Source organism: Candidatus Omnitrophota bacterium, assembly GCA_021735655.1.
Classification (GTDB): domain Bacteria; phylum Omnitrophota; class Gorgyraeia; order Duberdicusellales; family 4484-171; genus JAHKAJ01.
In genome coordinates this window covers 38,610-64,032 of record JAIPGM010000007.1, presented here as the reverse complement: position 1 = coordinate 64,032, position 25,423 = coordinate 38,610, and the positions used below count along the sequence as shown (strand labels likewise).

Here is a 25,423-nt window from a genome sequence, read left to right as displayed (position 1 = left end):
GGAGGTGGTCTGGGTGTCAACAAAAGAACATTTTACCTCAGATGAAGCAAAAGCTATCGGCAAGCAATTAGGAATTAAATGGGATAAATTTGATCTTGATCAGTTTAGGACAGGTATGGATGTAGAGTTAGAGCATGGTTTGGTAGACTCAAAGACCAATGTTAGCAACGATGATCCCTTAACTACCGGAAAAATTGCCTTGGCCCATCTTAATGAATTTCCTGATTATTATGATCGGCTAGAAAAAATGGAAGAGGAGGCTGAAGAGTTTTGGGAAAAAAAGTAAAACTTAGTCAGTTGATAATGGTTTGGTTTTTACCTTTAATCATCGTCGGTGGGTTATTTTTTCCTCTTTTAGGCTACTTGGTGTTATTGATGATGATTTTTCTTTTAAGTTTATCCTATTTTAAGGGGAGGTTTTGGTGCTCACATCTTTGCCCGCGGGGAGCATTTTTGGATTTGGCTTTAAGCAGAGTTAGTCGTAAAGCTCAGCTTCCAAGAATTTTTGCTAGCCAGAAGTTTCGTTGGGGGGTATTTGCGATCTTTATGATTTTTTTTGCTAGTCAACTTTTTGTGGTCGAGAGAAATGTTTATTCGCTAGGTTTTGTTTTTGTAAGAATGTGCCTAGTAACTACCTTGATTGCAATTTTCATCGGGATTCCTTTTCAGGCTCGCACTTGGTGTGCGGTTTGTCCGATGGGGACATTACAGACGAAAATTAGATTATTGAATAGGAGAAAATAATGGCGAAAAGAAAGACTAATAAAAAAAAAGCTTACCTTTGTGTTATTTGTGGCAAGGGTAAAAAATCAACCAAAAAGATAAAATGTTGTAATAAGACGATGACGACTAAAGAAAAAGGAAGTTGGAATCTTTAATTTCTGAAGGAGCATTGCTATGCGAAAGGTGGTATTTCAGGAAAGCCCTTTTCCTTTTTTAGAGTTGTTAGTTTCCGTGGGGTTTACTGATAATGATTTTATAATAGCTAGAATAATTGATCAAATGGAGGGCTGGTTATGAAAATAGAAGAAAAAAATGATAAACTGGTAATTACCGATTTTACAGAATTTGAAGCTTATCGAATAGCTGAAAAAATTGAGAAAGATGGCGTGGATTTTTATAAAAGATTAGCTGCCAAAGTAGTTGAGCTGCAGGTTAAAAGTACCTTGGAGCTTTTAGTTTCTGAGGAAGTTCGACACTTGAGAATTTTTGAATATCTTCTAAGCGAAGTAAGAAAGAACGGCGAAGATATTTCCGAAGATAATGATTTATTAAGCAGTATTGATTTTGGAATTTTCCAGGGTCTTAAAAGACAAGAAGAACTAGAAAAGATTATTACTGATACCAAAAAAGCAATAGAGTTAGCTGTTGTCATTGAGAGTAAGACAGTTGCCTTCTATGAATTTTGCAAAAATTCAGTTTCTGCTGAGAAAGTTAAAAAAGAATTAGATAGAATTATCAGTGAAGAGAAAAATCATAGGGGCTTGCTTCAAGATTTATTAAAGTCTATTAGGTAGTAATGTCGAAATCACTTAAGAAAGATAAAAAGTTCATCTGCCAGGACTGTATCAGATTAAAAACTTGCAAAGAATCACCGATTGCTTGGGTGTTTTTTACTATAGCTTTGATCGCAACAATATCAGTCAGGGCGGTTAATTTAGTTTTGGATTTTAATCCGATGCTGGCAAAGATATTTTGGTATGTTGGAATAAGCGGGTTTACCTTATTTTTTATCTATAAATTCAGACGTCATAATTTGATGCATCGTCAGTTAAAGGATTCTCAGCTTACTCCTAAGCTGCTTTCAAAGCAAGAACTGTCCGATCATGACTATGAACTTTTGGGAACATTACTTTGTCAATTGAGTTCAAAAAAGGATAAAATTAATTATTTTTTTATCTTTATTTTTTCCGGGTTAGCATTATTACTGGCTGTTTATATTGATTTTTTAAAGTAGGAGACTCCCAGTGGCTCAAGATCCTATTTGCGGAATGAAGGTTAACGAAAAAAAGAGCTTACAGATTGATCACGAGAGTGAGACTTTCTTTTTTTGTAGCCAGAGCTGTTTAGAAAAGTTCGCTCAAGACAATAAAATACCTCAATTAAAACTTAAGAGTTGCCTAACGGTAGCAAAAAACCCTTTTTATAAAAATAAAACATTCATTGTTGCCTTGGCCATGGCTATTTTGAGTTTAGCTTCCTATTTTATTCCTCTGCTTGAACCATTTAGAAAAACTTTATTTAATTATTTTAAAATCCTCTGGTGGGCCATAGCTTTAGGTCTTTTAGTTGGAGGAGTTATCGAGCACTATATACCTCGTCACTATATTTCATTGCTTCTTTCCCGTCCTAGAAAGCGAACAATTTTTTATTCGGTTTTTCTCGGTTTTTTAATGAGTGTTTGTTCGCACGGAATCCTTGCTATTTCAATCCAGTTACATAAAAAAGGAGCTTCAAACCCAGCGGTTGTAGCTTTTCTCTTGGCGAGTCCCTGGGCGAATATGGTTTTAACCATAATGTTAATAGGGCTTTTTGGTTTAAAAGCCCTATTTATAATTATTTCAGCGATTATCATTGCGATAATCACCGGATTTATTTTTCAATTTCTAGAAAATCAGGGGTTGATTGAGAGTAATACTAATACTGTAAATGTTGCAGAAGATTTTTCGGTAATTAAAGATTTAAAGCTGCGGATTAAGCGACGAAAATTTTCTTTTGCTATTTTCAAGTCGGATTTAAAAGGTATATACAAAGGAGCCATTTCTCTAAGCAATATGGTTCTTTGGTGGATTCTAATCGGTACTGGATTAGCTAGCTTAGCCGGAGCCTATATTCCTTCAAGTATTTTTAGTAACTATATGGGCCCAACGGTTTTGGGGCTTTTAGTCACTTTGGCTGTTGCCACCGTAATTGAGGTATGTTCTGAGGGGTCAGCTCCCTTAGCCTTTGAAATATTTAAACAAACCGGAGCTTTGGGAAACAGTTTTGTTTTTCTTATGGCCGGGGTAGTTATTGACTATACTGAGATTGGGCTTCTTTGGCATAACGTTGGTCGGAGAGTTGCTATTTGGCTTCCGATCGTAACTGTTCCCCAGGTAATTGTTTTAGGATTTATTGCTAATCTAATATTTTAATAGTCAAAGGAGATTTGAAGATGAAAATTTATGGCCATTGGGTTAAAATCGTAGCATTCTTAATTTTTGTTTTTGGTTTATCGATTGGAGTTTTTGCTGAGTCTAAAATTACAGCTAAGGGGCAGGGCGTTCATCATAAAGCAGAGTTGAAAGTTTTTTTAAACGAAAATATTTATTACGGTGGAAAGAATAGGATTGAGTTCAAGGCAAAGGGTTTAGAGCCTCGTGGCTTGTATACTGTTTGGTTATTAAAGGGTTCAGCAATGGCTGGAGTTGGAAAGTCTCCTTATAGTTTTTTTGCTGATAATTTGGGGCAAGGAACTTATGTCGGGGGAGTTGAAGCTCATAAATTAGGAAGTTGGCATACGATTAAAATAGTTATTCATGAAGATTCGGATGCCGAAAATATGGATGAAGATAATTTGACAACGGTTTTCCTTGTTGACATTGAAGAATTTTTGTCTGGGAAAAAAGGGACTTCCGAAGATCAAGAGTTAATTAAGCCCAAGATATCAATTTATAAGGGACCATTAAAGATCAGGATTTCTAATTAATCGGTTTTAGGGATTAATAGACTAAACGATTTCAGTAATTATACTTAAATTGGTTGTTAACTTTGGGTTTTATATTTGGGTCATTTACAGAGCGTTTGGGAAGAATGTATTATGATATTAGATAGGTAAGTTATCTAACTAAAAAGGAGTAAGCGGTGGATAAGACAAGAATTGTTGAGTTGTATGATGCAGGCCAAAGTGCCTGGTTGGATCAGATCAGCCGTCCTTTAATTGAAAAGGGTGGGCTCGAGGAAATGATCGCCTTAGGATTAAAGGGAATTACTTCCAATCCTACAATATTTGATAAGGCTATTTCAAAAGGTTCTGATTATGATCAGAAAATTAAAGAATCGGCAGCACAAGGGTTATCTACATTTGAGATATATGATAATTTAACGGTAAAGGATATTCAGGAAGCCGCTGATCTTTTAAGCGTAGTCTACAATGAAAGTAACCGTAAGGATGGCTATGTTAGTCTAGAGGTTAATCCTCAGCTTGCTTATAACACAGAAGAGACTATTGAAGAAGCTAAACGGCTTTGGACTAAGGTTAAGCGGCCAAATTTAATGCTAAAGATTCCGGCGACTGAAGAAGGCTTTAGGGCAATTGAGGAGATATTGGCTCAAGGCATGAATGTTAACGCGACTCTAATTTTTTCTTTAGAGCAGTATAAGAAAACGGCTGCTTCTTATATGAATGGTTTAAAGCGATTCCTAGAGATCGGCGGTCAGTTAAAAAATCTACATTCGGTAGCCAGCGTTTTCGTAAGTAGGATTGATAGCGTAATTGACCGGTTTCTAGATGAGATGATAATTGATAGTTCCGATCAAGAAAAAGTTAATTTAGAATTATTAAAAGGGAAAGCCGCCGTTTCAAACTCAAAGTTAATTTATAAGGAATATTTAGATATTTTTTCATCCAATCAGTTTAAATCGTTAAAGCAAAGAGGGGCAAATTTACAAAGGGTTCTTTGGGCTTCAACCTCGACAAAAAGTCCAGCCTACAGCGACATCAAATATGTTACTGAATTGATTGGAAAAAATACGGTTAACACTTTGCCTGAGGCTACCTTTCAAGCCTTTCTTGACCACGGGGTAGCTAATATTTCTTTGGACGGTGATATCTTAGGAGCTAAGTCTATCGTTGACAGTCTTGGAAGTTTAGGTATTGATTTAAACCAGGTTTGCCAAGAGTTGTTGGAAAAAGGAGTTATTGCTTTTCAGGGTTCTTTTGATTCGTTGCTTCAAACAATAGACATTAAGGAAAAAGAGTTGTGTAGAAAATAAAAGGAGTCTTTAGGTGGCGGTTGCTGCTAAAAATTAATTTTTTAATGAAAAAAAAGAGAGTTTTAGTTTTGTGCACTCAGAATTCTGCTCGTAGCCAAATGGCTGAGGGTCTTTTTAGGCATATGGCTCAAGAACGGTTTAAAGTAGAAAGTGCCGGCTCTAAGCCATCATTGGTAAATCCTTATGCAATTAAAGTATTGGCCGAAATCGGCATTGATATCTCTAGCCAGCGTTCAAAGAGTTTAACTGAATTCATTGGTCAGGAGTTTGACTATTTGATTACGGTTTGTGATAATGTTGCTAAAGAATGTCCAGTATTTCCGGGAGTTTATAAAAAAATACATTGGTCGTTAGAGGACCCGGCTGCAGTAGTTGGCGATCAAGAAAAATTAGAGGCTTTTCGGACGGTGCGTGACAGGCTCAAGGGTTTAATTTTTGATTTTTCACAAAATCAAACGGTGTGCTAAGGTTTAGATTGAGAAGACAATAGGACTTTTTCACTGTAAGGTGCATGCTTTAACTAAAAGCGTTTGCCCGATTTGTTTTGAATCAATATCAGGCTTAGTGGCTCTTCTATTGCTTGTTGGTGCCTGTTTTCTCATATTCGCTGGTTTGTTTTAGATTGTAATTAACGGGTGGATTAATTATATTAAAGGCTTAGTTTTTGAGGGTTTACAAGAGTAATGAATGTGGTAAAATCGAAGCTAAAGGAGAAACTATGAGTAAATATCGATGTGTAGTTTGTGGTTATATTTATGATCCGGCAGTCGGCGATCCTAGTTCGGGGATAGAGCCGGGGACTGCTTTTGAACAACTTCCTGATTCTTGGGTGTGTCCTGAATGTGGTGTAGGTAAAGATCAGTTTGAGAAGGCTGCTGATTAAAAAGAGAGGTTAATAAATTAAATTATGATTAAAATAAATGATGATATCTATTGGGTTGGTCATGTTGATTGGGATTTAAAGAATTTCCATGGTTATTCAACGCCAAAAGGATCTACCTATAATGCTTATCTTATCGTGGATGAAAAGCCAACCTTAATCGATACTGTGAAACATTATGGATCGGACGACATGCTAAACCGGATTAAGGAGATTATCCATCCGTCTAAGATTCAGTATATTATTTCAAACCATGCTGAGATGGATCATTCAGGCTCAATCGATAAGCTGCTTGATTTTTGTCCTCAAGCTGAAGTAGTTTGTTCTCCTAAAGGAAAAGAGGCTCTTGGACGGCATTATAAGAAAGATTGGAAATTCAAAGTTGTTGACTCACAGGATAAACTTTCAATAGGCAAACGGACTTTGCAATTTCACTTAACTCCGATGGTTCATTGGCCGGATTCTATGGTCACTTACCTTAAAGATCAACAGATATTGTTTTCTAACGATGCTTTTGGGCAACATTATGCCAGCAGTGAGCGGTTTGTCGACGAGATAGGTGCTGATATTATTTTTCGTGAAGCAGCTAAATATTACGCCAACATTGTTATGCCTTATGGAGTTCAAGTGGTAAAAGCCTTAGAGACTTTACAGTCTTTAAATTTAGAGGCAATTTGCCCCTCTCATGGTTTAATTTGGCGACAAAAGCAGAATATCGAAACGATTATAGATCTTTATGATAAGTGGGCTAATGCCAAGAGCGAAGAACGGGCAGTTATCATTTATGATAGTATGTGGCATTCTACCGAGAAGATGGCGAGAAGAATTTATGAGTTGATTGATAAAGAAAATGTTCCGGTGGATCTAGTTAATTTGCAGACAAAGGATACTTCTGATGTCGTAGCCGATATTCTTTCTGCTAGGGCGGTTATCGTCGGTAGTCCGATACTGAACAATGGAATCCTTCCCTCGCTAGGGGCTTTATTTACCTATTTAAAAGGGCTAAAGCCGAAAGCCAAGTTTGGCTTTAGCTTCGGTTCTTACGGATGGTCTAAGGCTGGCTTTAAGGATTTAGAAGAAGGCTTAAAGGCTTCGGGCATAGAATTAATAGCCGAAGGTAAGTATTTTCAATATATTCCTGATGAGAAAGAATTAGCTTCGCTTTCAGAAATAATTCCAAAAATACTGGATAAAATAAAGGATGATTAATCTATGTTGCAGCAGTATAGCCCTGGTGAAATTTTAAAAATAGCCGTTGAAGTTGAAAAAAACGGTAAAGATTTGTATGAAGCCTTGGCTTCAGAAAGCCAGGATGAAAAAACTGAACAGCTTTGGTCTTATCTAAAAGAACAGGAAGAGATTCACCGAGAGCTATTTCAGAAGATGCTTGATAATCAGAAAGATTATTTAATATTTGAGTTTTCTCCTGGAGAACATCAAGCCTATCTTGGCGCGATTGCTTCTGAGTATATTTTTACCCAGGGTTTAATTAAAAAGTTTATTAGCCAGCGCTTTGAAAACAGCAATCAGGCTATAGACTTCGGCATCTCAGTTGAAAAAATATCAATTCTTACTTATACTGCCTTAAGAGAATATATAAAAAAAGATAAGCTGGCTGTTTTAGATAAGATCATTAAGGAAGAAGAGAAGCATCTTGTACAGTTGAAAAACCTAAAACACATACTTACTTAGAACTAAGAATTCCATGTCCGAACAGTTTAATCCTCAAAAAATTTTAGAAATAGCTTTTAAGGTTAAATATAATTTAGCAAAACTTTATGAGGCTTTGGGTCAGAAAACAATAAATAGCGAATTACGAGATCTTTGGGCTGATCTTGAACAGGACAATTTAATGTACAGCAAGGTACTTAGTGAGATGCGGGATGACCCTGAGGGTTATGTGGTTTATGAACTTGTTTCGGGAGAGTATGATCCTTACTTGAAAGACATTATTCCAAGTTTTCTTTATGCCCAGGAGATGATTGAGAAAAAAACCAGAGAGTTATTTGAGAAGGATCTCGATGCGGTTGAGTTCGCGATATATATAACGATTAAAGTAATACTGGTCTATTCAACTTTAAAAGATCAGATCACACCTTTAAAGTTGGATATTTTTAATAAGATTGTCGGCGATGAGAAGAAACATCTTTCCAAACTCAATCTTGTTAAAAAGAAACTGATGGAGTGAATTACAATGGAAGTAAAAGTATACTCTACCAAAACTTGTCCCTATTGCGTGATGGTGAAAGATTACCTGACTTCCAAGAGCATAGCTTACCAAAATTTTGATGTTTCTCAAGATGCTGCTGCTCGTGAAGAAATGGTAAAGATTTCAGGGCAAATGGGAGTTCCGGTTATCTCTATCGACGGTAAAATTATTATTGGTTTTGATAAAGATAAGATTGATTCTTTCCTATAAACATACCTAAATATACCTTTTTGGATAAAAAGTGAGTAAAATTTACGATTTAATAATTCTTGGTGCTGGTCCAGCAGGGATAACTGCAGCGGTTTACGCAGTGAGAAAGCGCCTAAATTTTTTAATAATTAGTTTTGATATTGGCGGCCAAACTGCTTGGAGCGGGGATATCGAAAATTACACCGGTTATCAATTTATTACTGGTCCGGAGCTCACTTTAAAATTTCAAAAACATATGGAATCATTCGGTACTAAGACAAATATACCTGAAACGGTAAAGGATTTAAAGAAAGAGGGAGATCGGCTAAGGGTAATTACTGATAAAGCGGAGTATATCTCAAGAATGATCATTGTTGCAACCGGGAAAAAACCACGGATGCTTAATGTTCCTGGTGAAGAGGAGTATAAGAATAAGGGTGTTACCTATTGTGCGACTTGCGATGGCCCAGTTTTTAAGGATAAATCGGTTGCCATAATCGGTGGTGGCAATTCAGCACTAGAGGCAGCTTTACAAATGATTAAAATTTCACCAAAAGTGCACATAGTTAATATTGGGCCAAAGCTTACCGGTGATCCAATAATGATTGAGAAGCTAGATCAGTCTCAATTGGTCGAGATTCATAATAATGCTCAGATGAAAAAAATATATGGTGAAACCTTTGTTAAGGGGATCGAATTTGAGCAGCAGGGAAGGGTAGTTAATCTAGAGTTAGAGGGAGTATTCATTGAAGTTGGGCTAGCGCCTAATGTTGGCTTTGCCGGAATTTTGAAAAAAAATCAGAAAGGTGAGATTATTGTTGATCAGAATAATAAGACTAATATCGAAGGTGTGTTTGCTGCTGGAGATGTAACTGATGTTCCTGAGAAGCAGATTATTATTGCTTGTGGCGAGGGCTCAAAAGCTTGTCTTTCGGCCTTTAAATATATTTCTACTCATTAACTATGGAAAAGCTATCAGATTCGATAATTAATTTTTTCCATAATCAAGATTTTGTTATTGTCTCTACTCTTGATCAAAATAATAAGATACATTCTTCAGCCAAGGGAATCGTCGGGGTTGATCATAGTAGGGTATATTTGATTGACCTATACGAAGCGAAAACTTTTTCTAATTTAGAAAAAAACCCGACCATAACCATAACCGCTATAGACGAACATCAATTTATTGGTTTTGCTTTAAAAGGCCTTGCTTATATGGTAGAACGCAAAAATGTAAAAGAAGCGGTTATCAAGAAATGGGAGAAGCGATTAATTGATCGGATGTCCAAGCGGGTAGTTAAGAATATTCAGAAAGATAAAGGTTCTTCATTGCATCCTGAGTCGCGTTTTCCTAAGTTTAAATACCTTATTGAGATGAAGGTTGGCGAAGTAATTGACTTGACCCCGTCACATTTAAAAAAATCAGCCATTTGAGGGGTAATTTCTTTTTCGCTTGACGTAATTTAGGGCCTATGTTAATATTTAGCCTATGTTAGCAGTAGTAGAAATAAGCAAAAAGCAGTATTTGGTCAAAAAAGGGGATCGGATAAAGGTCCAGCGCCTTAAGGAAAAAGAGGGCAAGATTGTTTTTGATAAGATATTGCTTTTGGCTGATGATAAAAAGATTAAAGTAGGCACTCCCTATGTAGATAAGGCAAAGGTTGAGGCTCAGATTGATGCTGAAGTAAAGAGCAAAAAGGTTATCATTTACAAGAGCAAACGCCGAAAGAAATATCGTAAAAAACAAGGGCATCGTCAAATCCTTACCAATCTTACTATTACCCGCATTGTTGCAACTTCTTCACAGAGCCAAAGCTCAGCAAAGTGATTTTTTCAAAAGCAAGAGTAGTTTTTCAATCAGGTTCCGGTGGCCAAGGAAGCCGAGGAGTTATTAAACTTTCTTCAGGCAAAAGTGTTGGCATTGGCGGCGATGGTGGAAAAGGCGGAAGTGTTATCCTAAAGGTTAACCTCCATCTTTATGATCTAAAAACTTTTAAAGGCAATAAAAAGTTTCGCGCTCTTAATGGTGAACCCGGATCAAAAAAAAATAAAAAAGGCCCGGATGCTGAAGACTTAATAGTTGGAGTACCTCTTGGCACGAGAGTCATCGAGCAAGGCAAGGTAGTATTTGATTTGATTAAGGAAGATGATCAGATTTTATTATGCCGGGGAGGAAGCGGTGGCTTAGGTAATCATAAACGAAATTATATAACTCAAGCCAAGGAAGGTCAGGTTCGTGAGGTGGTCCTTGACTACCGAATTCCTCATGATGTAGCAATCCTTGGATTTCCTAATTGCGGAAAAACTAGTCTTTTTAATAGTTTGTGCGGCCAAAATCAAAAAGTTGCCGATTATCCTTTTACTACCACTTCTTGCGTTTGGGCGCCCTGCGATTATGAGTTTGATTATTTTACGGTATTAGATACGCCGCCGCTTACTAGGATTGAGAAACCTAGTCAGGAGGCGAAAAATAACTTCCTCGGACAAATTCTGCGTAGCAAGGTAGTTATTTTTTTAAGCGATAATCAAAGTGATTATGAGAACGACTTTCAGGATATTCGTCGAGAGGTTGAGCGTTACGATTCGTTATTATTAAAAGGAAAAAAAATTTTTTACTTGTTGGCTAAAATTGATACAATAGATAAGAAAGCAGGCAACGATGAATTCTTATTAATCGGAACAAAAGAAAAGTTAAAGCTCCAAGCTTTGAAGAAAATAATCCTAAAAAGCCTCTAAGTGAGACAGATTAGAGTAATTTAACGATCATGAAAAAGATAGTTGTAAAAATAGGAAGCAGCGTCATAGCTCCCAAGGGTAAGTTGAACCCAGCTTTAGTCAACCAAATTGTTAGAGATATCCTTGAGTCTGAAAGTTTAGGCTATAAGGTTGTCTTAGTTAGTTCAGGGGCAATTGCCTCTGGGGTGAATGCTTTGGGTTTGAAGCGCAAGCCTGCCGATATCCATTCGCTTATGGCCATAGCTTCATATGGCCAGATTGTGTTGATGGATACTTTCAACAGTAAGTTTAAAAAATATAAGCGACGTTGTGCTCAGATTCTTCTTAGTTGGGATGATTTTGATATACGTTCCCGCTTTGTAAATATCCGAACTACTATTGATAAGTTACTAGCCATGGATATAGTTCCGATAATTAATGAAAATGATGCAGTTTCCTGTGAGGAGATTAGGTTTGGCGATAATGATAGTCTTTCGGCTCGGGTAGCAGTATTGGTTGGGGCTCAAAAGTTAATTATGCTTTCAGATGTCGAAGGCTTGTTTGATAAAACTAAACTTATAAAAGAAGTTTCTCAGGTTACTTCTGATATTACATCTTTGGCTAAGAAAGAGGATAAAACTCATACTTCCGGCGGAATGATTACTAAGCTTCAGGCAGCCGAAATGGCAACATCTTCGGGGATCAGGACAATTATTGCTAAAGGTTCGATTAAAAGTGTTATTTCAAAGATTATTAACGGTGAAACTCTGGGCACTCTATTTTGTCCTTCTCAAAGCACAGAGCGAGAACGCAAGAAATGGATTGTGAGCAAGAAAATAAGGGGCAAGATTTTTATTGATCAGGGAGCAAAAGATGCTTTGCTTAATAAAGGAAAGAGTCTTTTAAATGTAGGGATAGCTTCTGTTGAGGGTTGCTTTAAAAAGGACGATGCGGTAGCTGTGGTTGATGAACAAGGCAAACTTTTGGGTTTCGGTTTAACTCATTATCCTATTGAGGAGTTAAAGAATAAAACAAAAAAGAAATTAGCCAAAGCAGTAATTCATCGGGACAATTTTACTAAAAGTCTTAAGGGTTTTTCTTATCATTCCTGTACGATATCTTCTGAGCCTAATAAATAAAGTATAAATTATGAGTGTTTATGTAAAAAAGCTAGTAGCCCAGGCAAAAGAGAACAGTTTTAAGCTGGCTAATTTGAGCACGGTTCAAAAGAATAAGGTACTTAAAGCCATGGCCAAAGCTTTATTAGATGGACGTGAGTTTATCTTGAAAGAGAATCAGAAAGATATTCTTTTAGCTAGAAAGAATAACAAAAAGCAAAGTTTTATTGATCGACTTACTCTTAATGACGCCCGGATTAAAGAAATGAGTGTCTCTTTAAAACAGGTAGCCCAATTAGTTGACCCAGTTGGTGGAGTTTTTTATGAGAATACTATGGCCAATGGAGCTAAGGTCCAGAAGGTAAGGGTTCCTTTGGGGGTTGTTTTAATAGTTTATGAGGCTCGGCCGAATGTTACCAGTGATTGCATTGCCCTACTGTTTAAAACTTCTAACTTGGGTATTTTACGTGGCGGCAGAGACGCCTATAATTCAAATAGCGCAATTACTACTGTTCTTTATCGGGCCTTAAGAGACAGTGGTATTGATTTTAAGCCTTTCTTTCTAGTTGACAAGTTAGACCACCGTACAGTAGCTGAACTTCTAAAGCAAGATGCCTATATTGATATTGTAATTCCGCGTGGCGGAGAATCCTTAATCAGAAAGGTAGTAAAAAGCTCAACTATTCCGGTAATAAAACATTATAAAGGGGTATGCCATATTTTTGTTGATAGCACGGCAGATTTAAAAAAAGCATTAAAGATATGTATTAATGCTAAAGTCCAGCGGCCTTCAGTTTGCAATGCTGTTGAGACTATTCTGGTTCATGAAGAGGTTGCTTCAAAATTCTTACCTTTGCTTGAAAAAGTATTCGATATCTACGGTGTTCAGATTCGGGGAGATAATAAAACGCATAAGTTACTTAAGAATTCAAAACTGGCCAATAAGAGTGACTGGAGTGCTGAATACCTAGATTTAATCGTAGCAATAAAAGTTGTTAAGAGCGTTGACCAGGCGATTGAGCATATAAATACCTATGGTTCTCGACATACTGAGAGTATTCTTACTAGAAATAAGGTAAATGCTAATAAGTTTCTGAAAGAAGTTGATTCTGCTTGTTGTTTTTTAAATATCTCAACCCGTTTCAGCGATGGCTATCAGTTTGGTCTTGGTGCTGAGATCGGTATTTCGACTGATAAGTTACATGCTCGCGGACCAATGGGGTTAGAGGAACTAACGACCTACAAATGGATAGTTAAAGGTACAGGGCAAATACGTACATGAAAATAGGAATTCTTGGCGGTACATTTAATCCTCCGCATCTAGGGCATAGTGTTTTAGCTATCGAAGCTATGGAACAGCTTAAGCTCGACAAGGTTCTTTTGGTTCCAACTAATATAGCTCCTCATAAACAAAACGATAAGGTTGAAGTTGCAAGGCGTCTGGATATGATAAGCTTAGCCTTCTCACAAGATAAGCGTTTTAAAATCGAAGATTGTGAAATCAAAAGAGGTGGCACTTCCTACACCATAGATACGATTAAAGAGTTGAAAGATAAATATCCTGATGATCAGTTTTATCTTATTATTGGCTCAGACCTGGCTAATGATTTTTCCAGCTGGAAGGATTATCAAGAAGTTAAAAAGTTGATAAAGATAGCGGTTGCTTGTCGTAATAACTATCCTTTAAAGGAAAAAGACGATTTTATTCTTTTAGATATTGCTCAATTGTACATATCTTCTTCACAGATAAGACAGCTATTTAAAGAGGGGCACTGCATAGAGCATTTAGTCAAAGACAGAGTGTTTGAGTACATAAAAAAACATAATTTATATCAACTTGACTGACCTAAGACATCTTAGATGTTAGAGGAAGTCTCAGGAAAAAGGAGTAACTAATGATTAAATTCGGTACCGATGGATGGAGAGCAGTTATTGCCCAAGATTTTACTTTTGAAAATCTAAAAGTTGTCTCACAGGCAATAGCTGACTATTTAAATAAAACTAAAAAAGGCAAGAAAAAGGTTGTAATCGGTTATGATCGTAGATTTCTTTCAGCCGAATTTGCCAAAACAGTAGGTTTAGTTTTAGGGGCAAATAAGATAAAAGTTGTACTTTCCGATAAAGATGTGCCCACTCCAGTAGTAAGTTTTCATTGTCTACATAAGAAATATGATTTAGGAATAATGATTACGGCATCTCATAATCCGGCTAAGTTTAATGGTTTAAAAATAAAGACACCTCGTGGCGGTTCAGCCGATAAGTCTTTAACCGATAGCGTTGAGCGATTGATGTTTAAGAAAAAGGTACGCTTTCTTGATGAAGCGATAGCTAGAAAAAATAAGTTGTTAGAGATAAAAGACTTAACTAAAGACTGCATAGCTTTTTTGAAAAAATTTGTAGGTTTAAATAAGATCAGGAATCTCAAACTAAAAGTTTTAGTCGACAATATGTATGGTTCCGCCGGTACCTTCGCTGAACAAGTGTTAGATCCGAGTAAAATAAAGATAGACTATTTACATAATGAATATAATCCTTCTTTCGGCGTAATTAACCCTGAGCCGATTGAGAGTAATTTGGTTGAAATGACTAAGATAATGAAAAAAGGGAAGTATGATTTGGGTTTAGTCCTTGACGGTGATGCTGACAGAATTGCCATGTTTGACGGCCACGGTAATTACATTAATGCTCAAGTTATCTTACCGCTTTTGGCGATACATATGGTCAAGAACCGAAAAGCTCAAGGGGCAATTGGGAAAACTGTTGTTGGCAGTAATGTCATCGATAAAGTAGCTGTTTCTTTAGGGGTAGCTTGCTATGAGACTCCAGTTGGATTTAAATATATATCTAGTTTATTCGAGCAGAACCTTATTGCTATTGGCGGAGAGGAAGCCGGTGGAATCGGCGTCAAGGGATACGTCCCGGAGCGAGATGGCTCCGCAGCTTTTTTATTACTTTTAGAGATGCTCGCTGTTGAAAAGAAAAAATTTAACACGCTTCTGTCTAAGTTCTACGCTCAATACGGACATTATTACTATAGTCGAGCATCAATTCCTTTAAAGAGCGTTAAAAAAAGTTTAAGCGACATGAAGTTGCCAACGGCTATTTGTGGTAAGAAGGTGGAACGGGTAAATACTCTTGATGGTATAAAACTTATCGCCGGCGACTGTTGGCTTATGTTCAGGAAGTCAGGTACTGAACCAATTGTGAGAGTTTACGCTGAAAGTAAAAGTAAAAAACAATCTGACAAGCTGATGAGTTTTGGTACAAAAATGATCTATGCTCTATAGAGTTTCAGTTATTTTAGCTGGTTGTTTTTTTAAAACATTTTTTGCTTTAGAGATAAAAGGAAAAGATGTTTTCCCGGCCGCTCAACCTTTCATTCTAGCTGCTAACCATTTAAGTAATTTAGACCCGCCGGTTTTGGCTGTTTCTTGTCCTAAGCGAATAGCTTTTATGGCTAAAGAGGAGTTGTTTACTAATAAATTGCTTTCTTTGTATTTAAAAGACGTAGGGGCAATTCCAATAAAACGGGGAAAATCTGATATAAGGATTATGCGGTTGGCCTTAAAGACGCTTAAAACTAAGGCCTTACTTATTTTTCCTCAAGGAACTCGAGGGCGCAGTTTTAATGAAGCTAATTCAGGGGTTGGTTTTCTTTCTAGAAAAGCAAAGGTTCCGGTAATTGCGGCAAGAATTTATGGAACTGACAAAGTCCTTCCTAAGCGGGCAAAGTTTTTTCGTCGGGGCAAAATAAAGGTTATTTTTGCAAAGGTCAATACCGTAAAAGAAGGCGATGACTATCAGGCCATTACTCAAAAAGTTATGGCTACGATAGAAAGTTTATAGATTGAGATAGTCGAGATTAGGGCTAATTGACGGTTTATTATCGTTCGATAATTAGTCTGTTTTTTGTTGACAAAAATAGGGATTTAGGAGATAATTGCGAGAAATTTGTAGACGTTCTGAATATCAGAACACAGTTTATAGCCTTTTTGGAGGCCGTAAATTGCCTGCTTTTTCAAGGAGGATCCAGAAAAATGACTATTGATACAACAGAATTGGCGAATGCCTATTATGCTTCTATTAAGGAGATAGCCGAAGGCGAGATTATCAAGGGTAAGATTATCAGCATCAATCCTAGTGAGGTAATCATTGATGTTGGCTATAAGTCTGAAGGGATAATTTTGAGTGATGAGTTTAAGGGTTCGGATGTCAAAGAACAGGATGAGATTGATGTCTATGTTGAGACCGTAGAAGATGAAGATGGAAAGATTGTACTTTCTTACCGGCGGGCTCGTGAAGCCAGAGGTTGGCTAACCTTAGCTAATAGTTACAAAGAGGGCGATTTAGTCGAAGGTAGAGTTATCCGTAAGGTAAAGGGTGGTTACATAGTGAATGTTTTTGGCGTCGAAGGATTTTTACCTCAAAGTTTATCTTCTTTTAGGAATTCGAGTGAAGATGAGGTTATGTCTGGTACTTTTAAATTCCAGATAGTTAAGATGAACAAGATTAAAAGTAGCTTTATCATCTCGCGTCGGGATGCACTTAGAGCTGAGAGAGAAGTTTCTCGAAAGAAAGTTTGGGAAACAATAAAAAAGAACACGATGATGAAGGGGAGAGTTAAGAGTATAACTAACTTCGGAGCTTTTATTGATCTTGGCGGAGTTGACGGATTGCTGCATATCGCTGATATGAGCTGGAAAAAGATTACTCATCCTTCGGAGATTGTGGCGGTTGGTGACGATATCCAAGTTATGGTTGTCGGTTTTGATAAAGAAAAAGGTAAGATTTCTCTAGGGTTAAAGCAGACTACACCTGACCCTTGGATGGAAATTGGTAAAAAATTTCCTCCTGGTTCGGTAATTAAGGGAAGAATTACCAATATCCAGAACTACGGAATATTTGTTGAGTTGGAGAAAGGTATTGAGGGGTTAGTGCACATAAGTGAGGTTTCTTGGACTAGACGTTTCATTAACCTACAGGATACTTTTGCTCATGGCGATGCAATAGAAATAAAGGTAATAAGTGTTGATCCTGCCGAAAGAAAGATATCTTTGAGTATTAAACAGCTAGAGAAAGATCCTTGGGAAGATATTGAGACCTTAATTACAATTGATAATACAATTAAAGGTAAGGTTTCCGGGTTTGGCGAAGGTTGTGCCTTTGTTGAGCTTGAGAACGGTCTAGAAGGGGTGATTTACAACGAAGATATCTCTTGGACTAAGAGGATATCTCGAGCTCAAGAAATACTAAAACGTTCACACGGTTATGAGTGGAAAATTTTAGGAATTGATCGCGGCAATAAAAAGGTTATTTTGGGTCTAAAGCAGTTAGAGCAAGATCCTTGGCCTCAGATTCTTGAGAAGTTTCCAGTAGATACGGTAGTTGAAGGCCAAGTTGTCAAAGTGACCAATTTTGGCGTATTCGTCAAGATAGACGAAGAGTTAGAAGGTTTGGTTTTTTCAGGCGAAGTAGACAAGGATTTGATGACGAATCTAAAGGCTGGGGATAAGCTTAAAGTTAAAATAATAAAGATTGACCCCGGGGCAGCTAAGATTGGTTTGTCAGCTAATACCGAAGAACCCTCCGCGGAATAAGACCCCTCCTTTAAGGGTATCAGGAGGATTGTCTTTGTGGATAACTCAGAGAGCGCAGCAGAAGGTTTAATTAGTGAGGATAAATTAAGTGGATCCTACCATATCAGACCATCTCAAGATTATTAAGGAAAACGCAGCTGAACTAATTGCTGAAAGTGAACTGATTACTAAGCTGAAAAATTCGCTCAAAGAAAATAAACCGCTTAAACTAAAAATTGGTTTCGATCCTACGGCTTGCGATATTCATCTAGGACACACAGTTTTACTTAAAAAACTTCGCAAATTACAAGATTTAGGACATCAGGTTTATTTTATTATCGGTGATTTTACGGCAAAAATCGGCGATCCTTCTGGAAAAACAACCACTCGTCCAGTTTTAACTGATAAACAGATTAAGATTAATGCTTTAACTTATACTAAGCAAGCTTTCAAGATTCTTGATAAGAAGAAAACTACTATAATTTATAATAGTATTTGGTACAAGAAGATGGATCTTTCGAAGTTTCTAGAACTGTTGGGGTCCTATACGATTGCTAGAGTCCTTGAGCGGGATGATTTTTCAAAAAGAATGAGCCAAGGAAAGCCACTAACTCTTTTAGAGATAATCTACCCCTTGATTCAAGGCTATGATTCTTATAAACTAGAGGCTGATATTGAATTTGGCGGTACTGACCAGAAGTTTAATTTAATCGTTGGACGGCACCTTCAGGAAAATTTTAATCAGGCGCCTCAATGCTTAGTAACTATGCCGCTTTTAGTTGGTACTGACGGTAAGAATAAGATGTCTAAGTCTTTAGGTAACTATATAGGTATAACCGAGAGTCCTGATTCAATATTCGGAAAAGTAATGAGCATCTCTGATGAGCTGATGGCTGAATATGTAAAGTTACTTTATGATGGTGATCGGGAGGCTTTAAAAGTAATGCATCCCAAGGAAGCAAAGTTAACTCTGGCTGAGTCGATTGTTTCGTTTTATCATTCAGAGTCTTTGGCTAAGAAGGCCCGCTTAGGGTTTGAAAAAGTTTTTTCAAAAGGCGGCTTACCGGAGGAGATACCGACCTACAGAGTTAAAGATTCAAAGATTGATATTGCCGAAGTTTTACAGAAAAGTGGGTTGATTGTTTCTAAGAATGAAGTTCGTCGTCTATTGCAGCAAGGAGCTATCTCTGTTGTTGATGGCGCTGATTCTAAAAAACACCATGTTTTGAGTGAGCAAATTTTAGAGATGTCTTCTCCAGAGCTTATTTTAAAAGTTGGTAAGAAAAAGTTTCTTAAGGTTGTTTTATAATTAGATTAAGTAAAGTTTAAAAATTATGCCTCAATTAAGAAAAGATCCGATCATCGGCCGTTGGGTTATTATTGCTACCGAGCGAGCCAAACGTCCCAAAGAGTTTAAGGTTAACGATCAAGTTGATGCTTTTTCTGAGAGTTGTCCTTTTTGTGAAGGCCATGAAGAATATACTCCTGAAGAAGTAGCTGCTAGCAGAGAAAAAAATAGTAAACCAAATAAACCTGGTTGGCAGTCAAGAGTTATCCCAAGTATTGTACCGCTTTTGCACAGTGCCGAAGAGCTAGACAAGCGGCCACACGGCATTTACGATATGATGAATGGAGTTGGGGCTCATGAGGTTATTGTCGAGAGCCCAAGACATGTAAGTTCTTTAGATGAATTAAGTCCGGATGAAATCGCTGAGAGTTTACAGATGTACCGGGCCAGGATTTTAGATCTTGAAAAAGATCCTCGTTTTAAATATGTATTAATATTCAAAAATCATAAACTTGCTGCTGGTGCTATTGGCTCGGGACATTCTCGCAGTCAGTTGATTGCTCTTCCGGCTTGTCCCAAGAGCGTAAAGGGGGAGCTAGAAGGAGCTAAACGTTATTTTGACTACAAAGATCGGTGCGTTTATTGTGACATTATTGCTCAGGAAGTTAACGATAAACAAAGGTTAATTTTAGATAAAGACGGATTTGTAGCAATTGCTCCCTATGCTTCACGGTTTCCTTTTGAGACTTGGGTTTTACCTAAAGAGCATTGTGCTGATTTTAGCAAAATAAGCGATAAAGATATTTCTAGCCTAGCGAAAACACTTAAGGAAGTTTTACATAGAATTAAGGTTGCCCTTTCAGATCCGCCCTATAACTATATGTTGCATATAGCACCCTATCGACGGGCTAAGGTAGGTTATTGGGGTACAATAGAACAAGATTACCATTGGCACATTGAAATTATTCCTCGTTTGACTCAAGTCGCTGGCTTTGAATGGGGAACCGGTTTTTATATTAATCCTACCTCTCCGGAGGAGGCTGCTAAATTTTTACGCGAGGTTAAACTCTAAAATGGGTGAATTAAGATTAGATCCGATTACGGCTCGTTGGGTTATTATCAGCACCGAAAAGAACTTTGGCCCTGATAATTATGAGGTAGAGAAGCTTGATATTAAAGAAGGGATGTGTCCTTTTTGTGAAGGAAAGGAAAAAATGACTCCGCCTGAGGTTGACGCTGATCGTCCGAAAGGTAGCAAGCCCGACACTACTGGTTGGCAGACACGCACCGTACCTAATAAATATCCGGCCTTAGCTGATGAAGACAACCTAGGTAAAACTGGCGTAGGCATTTTTGATATGATGAACGGCGTAGGAAAGCATGAAGTTATTATTGAGGGAACTGATCACTCTAAGCAGTTAGCTGACCTAACTATTGAGCAGATTAAAAAAGTAATCGGAGTTTATAAGCGTCGAAGCATTGCTCTAAGTAAAGATGAGCGATTTAAATATGTTCTTATTTTTAAAAATTACGGTCTAGTCGCCGGAGCATCACTTGAGCATAGCCACACTCAGCTTATTTCATTGCCAATTGTTCCCCGGAGGGTAGATGAAGAACTTAAATGCTCTCATCGTCACTTTGACTATAAGGAGCGCTGTATATTCTGCGATATGATCTTACAGGAAATTGAACATCGACATCGGGAGGTTTGTGAGAACAAAGATTTTATTGCTTTTTGTCCTTTTGCCTCGCGTTCTCCTTTTGAGATAGTTATTATGCCTAAACAGCATCAGGCTGATTTTACCGATATTTCCGAAGCAGCCATAGATAATTTTGCCCGTATTTTGAAAGAGGTGCTTACTAGAATTAAACTAGTTTTAGGGAATCCACCCTATAACTTTATTATTCATACCAACCCCGTTGACAAAGCTGAAAGTCAAGAATGGTATCATTGGCATGTTGAAGTTATGCCTAAATTGAGTAAGATTGCTGGTTTTGAATGGGGAACTGGTTTCTATATAAATCCTACCTCGCCAGAGGTAGCCAGTAGTTATTTGAAGAAAGTAGAGATAAAATAAGTTGTAATTTGACTAGACCCCTAAAGGGGCAGTCTCATTAAAGGAGGTTTTGAGATGGTAAAAGTAGCAATTAATGGTTTTGGCAGAATTGGTAGAAATGTTTTTAAGGTAATTAGTGAAAGAAAAGATATTGAAGTAGTCGCTATCAATGATTTAACTGATGCGAAAACTTTAGCCCATCTTTTAAAGTATGACTCAGTATATGGAAAGTTTTCTAAATCAGTGAGCGCAAAAGAAGGGGCAATTGTAGTTGATGGCAAGGAAATAAAGATACTTTCTGAAAGAGATCCTAAGAATCTTCCTTGGAAAGAATTAGGGGTAGATTTAGTTGTTGAATCAACTGGAGTTTTCAGAAAGCGTGATCAGGTTGCTATGCATATTGAAGCCGGAGCGAAAAAGGCTATCCTCACGGTGCCGGCTAAAGATAAAGTTGACAACACAATCGTTTTGGGTGTTAATACCGAAAGCTTAAAAGATGAAGATTTGATCGTTTCTAATGCATCTTGTACTACTAATTGCCTTGCACCAATAGCGAAAGTTTTGCAGGATAATTTTGGAATCGTCGAAGGTTTGATGACAACCGTACATGCTTATACTAATGATCAAAGAATTCTTGATTTTCCGCATTCGGATTTAAGACGAGCTCGTTCAGCCGGTCTTTCAATTATTCCGACTACTACCGGGGCAGCTAAGGCAGTTGGCTTAGTAATTCCTGAATTAGACGGAAAGCTTAATGGGCTGGCTATGCGAGTTCCGGTTCCAACCGGTTCGATTGTTGATTTAACTGTAAAGCTAGTTAAAGATCCTTCGATAGAAGAGGTTAACAGTGCCATGAAAAAAGCCGCTGATGGCCCGATGAAGGGAATTTTAGAGTATTGCCAAGATCCAATAGTTTCAGCAGACGTAATCGGGAATACTCATTCTTCAGTTTATGATTCTTTGAGTATAATTAAGTTAGGTCAGGGATTTTTTAAGCTTCTTTCTTGGTATGACAATGAATGGGGATATTCATGTCGAGTGGTTGATCTAATTCCCTATATGATTAAGTAAGAAGTTAACTTAAAAGGAAAATATGAATAAGAAATCAGTAACCGATATTAATCTAGAGGGCAAGACTGTTTTGATGCGAGTAGACTTTAATGTGCCGCTAGATGAGCATCAGAAGATCACTGACGATTCAAGAATTAAGGCAGCTCTTGAGACAATAAACTATTGTTTATCCAAGCAGGCAAAATTAGTCTTAATGAGCCACTTGGGAAGACCAAAGGGTCAGAAAAAACCAGAGTATAGCCTTAAACCAGTAGCTGAACGTCTTAGTGAATTGTTAGCTAAGCCAGTTGAGATGCTTTCAGATTGTATTGGTGAGGATGTAAAAGCCAAGGTTAAAAGTTTAGCTGTCGGCGAAGTTGTCTTGCTTGAAAATTTAAGATTCTATGAGCAAGAAACACTGAATGATCCTGATTTTGCTAAGCAGTTAGCCTCTTTGGGTGATGTATTTGTTAATGATGCTTTTGGAACTTGTCATCGGGCTCACGCCTCAACGGAAGGGGTAACTCATTACCTTGAATCAGTTTCAGGCTTTTTAGTGCAAAAAGAGATAGAGTATTTTCAGAAAGTTTTAACTCAAGCTGAGAAGCCTTTCTTGTTCATTCTTGGTGGGGCTAAGGTTGCTGATAAGATCCCGGTTATTGAGAATATGCTTGAACGCGCTGACTGTATTATAATCGGCGGAGCCATGGCCTATACCTTTATGAAGGTAAAGGGTGTTGAAATTGGTTCTTCAAGGGTTGAGCTTGATAGTATCCCGATTGTTGAGAAGATACTGGCTAAGGCAAAAGAAAGTAAAGTCGAATTAGTCTTGCCCTTAGATCACGTAATTACTGACAACATTAAAGAGTCTTTAAATGTAAAGGTTACTGCTGATCAAACAATAGCTGAAGGCTGGATCGGTGTTGATATCGGCCCAAAGACAATTAAATTATTTTGTGATAAAATAGCTCAAAGTAAAACAGTTGTTTGGAATGGTCCAGCAGGAATCTTTGAAAATGAAAAGTTTGCTCAAGGCACAAAAGAATTAGCTTTAGCAGTAGCTAAGGCAACGGCCGAGAGCCAAGTTACCTCAGTTATTGGCGGTGGAGATACTGCTGCAGCTGTGGCTAAATTTAATTTAAGTGATAAGATGTCTCACATTTCAACCGGAGGCGGAGCATCCTTAGAGTATTTAGAAGGAAAGGTTTTGCCGGGAATAGCCGCCTTAAGTGATAAATAATTCAACTAATGCTTTTTTGAGCCTTTGGTTTCAAAAAAGCTAAGTTTCATTAAGGAGATTTAATTATGAGAAAGCCATTTATAGCCGGAAACTGGAAAATGCAGAAAACCATTCCCGAAGCTTTAGAATTAGTTAATAGTTTAAAACGGGAGTTGGTTGATGTGGACACAATTGATGTAGCAGTATGTCCGACTTACGTAGCCCTTTCAGAAGTTTCTGATATTTTGCAAAATTCTAATATTAAGTTAGGGGCCCAAAACGTATATTGGGAAAATTCCGGAGCTTTCACCGGCGAAATTTCAGCAGCAATGCTTAAAGATGCTGGTTGTTTTTATGCTATCATTGGTCACTCAGAGCGAAGGAAATATTTTTTTGAGACCGATGAGATGGTTAATAAACGAATAAAGGCCACACAAGCTGAAAATCTAATTCCAATTGTTTGTGTTGGTGAGACCTTAGAGGAGCGTGAAGCAAATAAGACTATCTCGGTGATCGAGGAGCAGCTTTCTGGAGGCCTTAAAGGCTTAGAAGCTGAAAGTGTCGAAAGGTTAGTTCTTGCTTATGAGCCAGTATGGGCTATTGGCACTGGAAAGACAGCGACCCCTCAACAGGCTGAAGAAGTCCATAAGTTTATTCGGAACTGGTTAGCTAAACAGTACTCTGATCAGCTAGCGGCTAATTTGAGAATTATTTACGGAGGAAGCGTTAAGCCATCAAACATTAAAGAGCTGATGCAAGAAGCTGATATTGATGGAGCTTTGGTCGGAGGAGCATCTTTAGATAGTAGTTCATTTGCCCAAATAGTTAAGAATTCTCTATAAATAAACGGAGTGAGGTAAAATGTATAATTTAGTATTAGTTTTACATGTAATTATCGCGATTGGTTTAATTGGAGCTATTCTTATCCAGCGGGGAAGAAGCGGCGGATTAGTTGAGGCTTTAGGTGGGGTTGAGTCTATTTTTGGTACAAAAACCAGTTCATTCTTTGTTAAACTGACGGTTGTTTTAGCAATTCTTTTCTTTGTTACTTCAATTTCTTTAGCCTATATTTCCAAGCAGCAGGGGAAATCTTTATTTTCCCAAGAGAGTACAGAAAATGCAGGCGGTGGTGACGTGGATAAAGAGAAGCTAGATCAACCTGTTAAGTCATCTTCTAAGGAAATTCCCGATCCTTTGGCTTCTAAGGAATAGCTAAAATACAAAGCCGAGTATGAATTTTCTTGACAGATATATCTATTTATGTTAAAGTTAAAACTGATGAAGATTTTTCTAGTCACTCTTTTATTACTCTTCCCTTTATTTACTTCCCAGGCCGAGAATCTTGATAAAATTGGTGCGCTTAACCAAGAGGCCCGTAATTATCGAGAAGAGGGCTATCGGTTACAGTCGATGGGGGATTTAAAGTCGGCGCTTATGTATTATCAGAAGGCTGCTCAGATGGATCCTCATTATGCTGAGGTTCAAAATGACCTGGGTGTAATTTATGAGGCTATCGGCGAAGAAGATCAGGCTCTACTAGCTTATAAGGAAGTATTGAAGATTGATCCGAGCTACTTAGCGGCTTATACTAATTTAGCATTTCTTTATGAGAAAAAAGGCGATATAAGGAATGCTACTACTTATTGGAAGAAAAGATATACCTTAGGTCAGCAAGGCGACTATTGGTGGGAAGTTTCCCGACAGCACTTACTTAAGTTAGGAACTTATCCTGAGGTACGTAAGGAGCTATTAGAAGAAAAAGCTGCCCGTCTATCGAGAGAGTTTATCTATAAGCGTGAGCAGGAACGCTTGATGCTTACTGAGGAAGCAAAACTTCACTTTGATATTGGTAATCGAGCTTTAAAAGAAGGCAATGCCGAAGTGGCCCTAGGAGAATTTAAGACAGTTCTTGCCTTGAATCCTCCTGATCAAGAGTTAAAAGAGCACGCTCGTAAGCTTTATCAACAAGCAGAGAGGCTTTATTTAGAACAGGAAGCTTTAAATAACACCAAGAGTGCTTTAGAGTATATAAAGAATAATGATTATTTGTCTGCAGGTGAGAGGCTCAAAGATGCTCTCGACGCTGTTTTTCGTGTTTCCCGGTAACGAATAAGAAGCTCATTGTACCAGCCGTTTAACCTCTTTAGC

At 37.6% G+C, this 25,423-nt stretch carries 31 protein-coding genes; all 31 read left to right on the top strand.

The features are described from left to right. Positions 1-13: 13 nt before the first annotated feature. The 31 genes from K9L86_06390 (at position 14) to K9L86_06240 (ending at position 25,381) form a co-directional block, all read left to right on the top strand. The gene (locus tag K9L86_06390) at positions 14-286 is read left to right on the top strand and encodes a hypothetical protein (GenBank protein ID MCF7908480.1); all 273 of its coding nucleotides are present in this window, start codon (positions 14-16) and stop codon (positions 284-286) included. Beyond that, the gene (locus K9L86_06385; protein ID MCF7908479.1) at positions 271-744 is read left to right on the top strand and encodes a 4Fe-4S binding protein; all 474 of its coding nucleotides are present in this window, start codon (positions 271-273) and stop codon (positions 742-744) included. The genes K9L86_06390 and K9L86_06385 overlap by 16 nt, the downstream gene beginning before the upstream one ends. 272 nt (positions 745-1,016) lie before the next feature. Next, positions 1,017-1,517, top strand: coding sequence for a ferritin family protein (locus K9L86_06380; GenBank protein ID MCF7908478.1), 501 nt, complete (start codon positions 1,017-1,019; stop codon positions 1,515-1,517). Positions 1,518-1,519: 2 nt separating this feature from the next. Continuing rightward, positions 1,520-1,957, top strand: coding sequence for a hypothetical protein (locus tag K9L86_06375; protein MCF7908477.1), 438 nt, complete (start codon positions 1,520-1,522; stop codon positions 1,955-1,957). A gap of 10 nt (positions 1,958-1,967) precedes the next feature. Beyond that, on the top strand, positions 1,968-3,134 hold the full coding sequence (locus K9L86_06370) for a permease (protein MCF7908476.1): 1,167 nt from the start codon (positions 1,968-1,970) through the stop codon (positions 3,132-3,134). 20 nt (positions 3,135-3,154) lie between these two features. Continuing rightward, a complete protein-coding gene (locus K9L86_06365; protein MCF7908475.1) occupies positions 3,155-3,688 on the top strand; it encodes a hypothetical protein in 534 nt (177 codons plus the stop codon). A 155-nt stretch (positions 3,689-3,843) separates the two neighbouring features. Beyond that, on the top strand, positions 3,844-4,974 hold the full coding sequence (gene tal / locus K9L86_06360) for a transaldolase (GenBank protein MCF7908474.1): 1,131 nt from the start codon (positions 3,844-3,846) through the stop codon (positions 4,972-4,974). Positions 4,975-5,018: 44 nt separating this feature from the next. Then, positions 5,019-5,441, top strand: a complete 423-nt coding sequence (locus K9L86_06355) for an arsenate reductase ArsC (GenBank protein ID MCF7908473.1) — start codon at positions 5,019-5,021, stop codon at positions 5,439-5,441. 251 nt (positions 5,442-5,692) lie between these two features. After that, positions 5,693-5,857, top strand: coding sequence for a rubredoxin (locus K9L86_06350; protein ID MCF7908472.1), 165 nt, complete (start codon positions 5,693-5,695; stop codon positions 5,855-5,857). 24 nt (positions 5,858-5,881) lie between these two features. Next, the gene (locus K9L86_06345) at positions 5,882-7,063 is read left to right on the top strand and encodes a flavodoxin domain-containing protein (GenBank protein ID MCF7908471.1); all 1,182 of its coding nucleotides are present in this window, start codon (positions 5,882-5,884) and stop codon (positions 7,061-7,063) included. A gap of 3 nt (positions 7,064-7,066) precedes the next feature. Beyond that, positions 7,067-7,546 (top strand): hypothetical protein, encoded by a 480-nt coding sequence (locus K9L86_06340; protein ID MCF7908470.1) that lies wholly within the window; start codon positions 7,067-7,069, stop codon positions 7,544-7,546. A 13-nt stretch (positions 7,547-7,559) separates the two neighbouring features. After that, positions 7,560-8,042: a hypothetical protein gene (locus K9L86_06335; protein MCF7908469.1), complete on the top strand. Its 483-nt coding sequence runs from the start codon at positions 7,560-7,562 to the stop codon at positions 8,040-8,042. 6 nt (positions 8,043-8,048) lie between these two features. Then, positions 8,049-8,273 carry a glutaredoxin family protein gene (locus K9L86_06330; GenBank protein ID MCF7908468.1) on the top strand — a complete coding sequence of 75 codons (225 nt, stop codon included), beginning with the start codon at positions 8,049-8,051 and terminating at the stop codon, positions 8,271-8,273. A 31-nt stretch (positions 8,274-8,304) separates the two neighbouring features. Beyond that, positions 8,305-9,213 carry an FAD-dependent oxidoreductase gene (locus K9L86_06325; protein MCF7908467.1) on the top strand — a complete coding sequence of 303 codons (909 nt, stop codon included), beginning with the start codon at positions 8,305-8,307 and terminating at the stop codon, positions 9,211-9,213. Between the two features lie 2 nt (positions 9,214-9,215). Next, the gene (locus K9L86_06320) at positions 9,216-9,686 is read left to right on the top strand and encodes a pyridoxamine 5'-phosphate oxidase family protein (GenBank protein ID MCF7908466.1); all 471 of its coding nucleotides are present in this window, start codon (positions 9,216-9,218) and stop codon (positions 9,684-9,686) included. A gap of 55 nt (positions 9,687-9,741) precedes the next feature. Further along, complete coding sequence (rplU, locus tag K9L86_06315) at positions 9,742-10,080, top strand: 50S ribosomal protein L21 (protein ID MCF7908465.1); 339 nt, start codon at positions 9,742-9,744, stop codon at positions 10,078-10,080. After that, positions 10,077-10,988, top strand: coding sequence for a 50S ribosome-binding GTPase (locus K9L86_06310; GenBank protein ID MCF7908464.1), 912 nt, complete (start codon positions 10,077-10,079; stop codon positions 10,986-10,988). The genes rplU and K9L86_06310 overlap by 4 nt, the downstream gene beginning before the upstream one ends. Before the next feature lie 29 nt (positions 10,989-11,017). Continuing rightward, positions 11,018-12,106, top strand: a complete 1,089-nt coding sequence (gene proB, locus K9L86_06305; GenBank protein MCF7908463.1) for a glutamate 5-kinase — start codon at positions 11,018-11,020, stop codon at positions 12,104-12,106. Between the two features lie 10 nt (positions 12,107-12,116). Further along, positions 12,117-13,367 (top strand): glutamate-5-semialdehyde dehydrogenase, encoded by a 1,251-nt coding sequence (locus K9L86_06300; GenBank protein MCF7908462.1) that lies wholly within the window; start codon positions 12,117-12,119, stop codon positions 13,365-13,367. Continuing rightward, the gene (nadD, locus tag K9L86_06295) at positions 13,364-13,930 is read left to right on the top strand and encodes a nicotinate (nicotinamide) nucleotide adenylyltransferase (GenBank protein MCF7908461.1); all 567 of its coding nucleotides are present in this window, start codon (positions 13,364-13,366) and stop codon (positions 13,928-13,930) included. Before K9L86_06300 ends, nadD begins: the two co-directional genes overlap by 4 nt. A gap of 50 nt (positions 13,931-13,980) precedes the next feature. After that, on the top strand, positions 13,981-15,372 hold the full coding sequence (locus tag K9L86_06290) for a phosphoglucomutase/phosphomannomutase family protein (GenBank protein MCF7908460.1): 1,392 nt from the start codon (positions 13,981-13,983) through the stop codon (positions 15,370-15,372). Beyond that, positions 15,362-15,931, top strand: coding sequence for a 1-acyl-sn-glycerol-3-phosphate acyltransferase (locus K9L86_06285; protein MCF7908459.1), 570 nt, complete (start codon positions 15,362-15,364; stop codon positions 15,929-15,931). The genes K9L86_06290 and K9L86_06285 overlap by 11 nt, the downstream gene beginning before the upstream one ends. A gap of 191 nt (positions 15,932-16,122) precedes the next feature. Next, positions 16,123-17,682: a S1 RNA-binding domain-containing protein gene (locus tag K9L86_06280; GenBank protein MCF7908458.1), complete on the top strand. Its 1,560-nt coding sequence runs from the start codon at positions 16,123-16,125 to the stop codon at positions 17,680-17,682. Positions 17,683-17,770: 88 nt separating this feature from the next. After that, a complete protein-coding gene (gene tyrS / locus K9L86_06275; GenBank protein ID MCF7908457.1) occupies positions 17,771-18,970 on the top strand; it encodes a tyrosine--tRNA ligase in 1,200 nt (399 codons plus the stop codon). Between the two features lie 25 nt (positions 18,971-18,995). Continuing rightward, positions 18,996-20,021: a galactose-1-phosphate uridylyltransferase gene (gene galT, locus K9L86_06270; protein ID MCF7908456.1), complete on the top strand. Its 1,026-nt coding sequence runs from the start codon at positions 18,996-18,998 to the stop codon at positions 20,019-20,021. Position 20,022: 1 nt separating this feature from the next. Continuing rightward, the gene (gene galT / locus K9L86_06265) at positions 20,023-21,027 is read left to right on the top strand and encodes a galactose-1-phosphate uridylyltransferase (GenBank protein ID MCF7908455.1); all 1,005 of its coding nucleotides are present in this window, start codon (positions 20,023-20,025) and stop codon (positions 21,025-21,027) included. Between the two features lie 54 nt (positions 21,028-21,081). Further along, positions 21,082-22,077, top strand: a complete 996-nt coding sequence (gap, locus tag K9L86_06260; GenBank protein MCF7908454.1) for a type I glyceraldehyde-3-phosphate dehydrogenase — start codon at positions 21,082-21,084, stop codon at positions 22,075-22,077. Between the two features lie 22 nt (positions 22,078-22,099). Then, on the top strand, positions 22,100-23,296 hold the full coding sequence (locus K9L86_06255) for a phosphoglycerate kinase (protein MCF7908453.1): 1,197 nt from the start codon (positions 22,100-22,102) through the stop codon (positions 23,294-23,296). A 65-nt stretch (positions 23,297-23,361) separates the two neighbouring features. Further along, entirely contained in the window at positions 23,362-24,117 is a 756-nt protein-coding gene (gene tpiA / locus K9L86_06250) for a triose-phosphate isomerase (GenBank protein ID MCF7908452.1), read from the top strand. Between the two features lie 19 nt (positions 24,118-24,136). Continuing rightward, on the top strand, positions 24,137-24,487 hold the full coding sequence (secG, locus tag K9L86_06245) for a preprotein translocase subunit SecG (protein ID MCF7908451.1): 351 nt from the start codon (positions 24,137-24,139) through the stop codon (positions 24,485-24,487). A gap of 48 nt (positions 24,488-24,535) precedes the next feature. Continuing rightward, a complete protein-coding gene (locus K9L86_06240) occupies positions 24,536-25,381 on the top strand; it encodes a tetratricopeptide repeat protein (protein ID MCF7908450.1) in 846 nt (281 codons plus the stop codon). The last annotated feature ends 42 nt before the right edge of the window (positions 25,382-25,423 follow it).

Coding starts and splice junctions, on each gene's coding strand:
- K9L86_06380 (MCF7908478.1), top strand. CDS start 1,017: ATGAAAATAGAAGAAAAAAATGATAAACTGGTAATTACCGATTTTACA.
- K9L86_06375 (MCF7908477.1), top strand. CDS start 1,520: ATGTCGAAATCACTTAAGAAAGATAAAAAGTTCATCTGCCAGGACTGT.
- K9L86_06365 (MCF7908475.1), top strand. CDS start 3,155: ATGAAAATTTATGGCCATTGGGTTAAAATCGTAGCATTCTTAATTTTT.
- K9L86_06355 (MCF7908473.1), top strand. CDS start 5,019: ATGAAAAAAAAGAGAGTTTTAGTTTTGTGCACTCAGAATTCTGCTCGT.
- K9L86_06350 (MCF7908472.1), top strand. CDS start 5,693: ATGAGTAAATATCGATGTGTAGTTTGTGGTTATATTTATGATCCGGCA.
- K9L86_06345 (MCF7908471.1), top strand. CDS start 5,882: ATGATTAAAATAAATGATGATATCTATTGGGTTGGTCATGTTGATTGG.
- K9L86_06340 (MCF7908470.1), top strand. CDS start 7,067: ATGTTGCAGCAGTATAGCCCTGGTGAAATTTTAAAAATAGCCGTTGAA.
- K9L86_06335 (MCF7908469.1), top strand. CDS start 7,560: ATGTCCGAACAGTTTAATCCTCAAAAAATTTTAGAAATAGCTTTTAAG.
- K9L86_06330 (MCF7908468.1), top strand. CDS start 8,049: ATGGAAGTAAAAGTATACTCTACCAAAACTTGTCCCTATTGCGTGATG.
- K9L86_06320 (MCF7908466.1), top strand. CDS start 9,216: ATGGAAAAGCTATCAGATTCGATAATTAATTTTTTCCATAATCAAGAT.
- rplU (MCF7908465.1), top strand. CDS start 9,742: ATGTTAGCAGTAGTAGAAATAAGCAAAAAGCAGTATTTGGTCAAAAAA.
- proB (MCF7908463.1), top strand. CDS start 11,018: ATGAAAAAGATAGTTGTAAAAATAGGAAGCAGCGTCATAGCTCCCAAG.
- K9L86_06300 (MCF7908462.1), top strand. CDS start 12,117: ATGAGTGTTTATGTAAAAAAGCTAGTAGCCCAGGCAAAAGAGAACAGT.
- nadD (MCF7908461.1), top strand. CDS start 13,364: ATGAAAATAGGAATTCTTGGCGGTACATTTAATCCTCCGCATCTAGGG.
- K9L86_06290 (MCF7908460.1), top strand. CDS start 13,981: ATGATTAAATTCGGTACCGATGGATGGAGAGCAGTTATTGCCCAAGAT.
- K9L86_06285 (MCF7908459.1), top strand. CDS start 15,362: ATGCTCTATAGAGTTTCAGTTATTTTAGCTGGTTGTTTTTTTAAAACA.
- K9L86_06280 (MCF7908458.1), top strand. CDS start 16,123: ATGACTATTGATACAACAGAATTGGCGAATGCCTATTATGCTTCTATT.
- galT (MCF7908456.1), top strand. CDS start 18,996: ATGCCTCAATTAAGAAAAGATCCGATCATCGGCCGTTGGGTTATTATT.
- galT (MCF7908455.1), top strand. CDS start 20,023: ATGGGTGAATTAAGATTAGATCCGATTACGGCTCGTTGGGTTATTATC.
- gap (MCF7908454.1), top strand. CDS start 21,082: ATGGTAAAAGTAGCAATTAATGGTTTTGGCAGAATTGGTAGAAATGTT.
- K9L86_06255 (MCF7908453.1), top strand. CDS start 22,100: ATGAATAAGAAATCAGTAACCGATATTAATCTAGAGGGCAAGACTGTT.
- tpiA (MCF7908452.1), top strand. CDS start 23,362: ATGAGAAAGCCATTTATAGCCGGAAACTGGAAAATGCAGAAAACCATT.
- secG (MCF7908451.1), top strand. CDS start 24,137: ATGTATAATTTAGTATTAGTTTTACATGTAATTATCGCGATTGGTTTA.
- K9L86_06240 (MCF7908450.1), top strand. CDS start 24,536: ATGTTAAAGTTAAAACTGATGAAGATTTTTCTAGTCACTCTTTTATTA.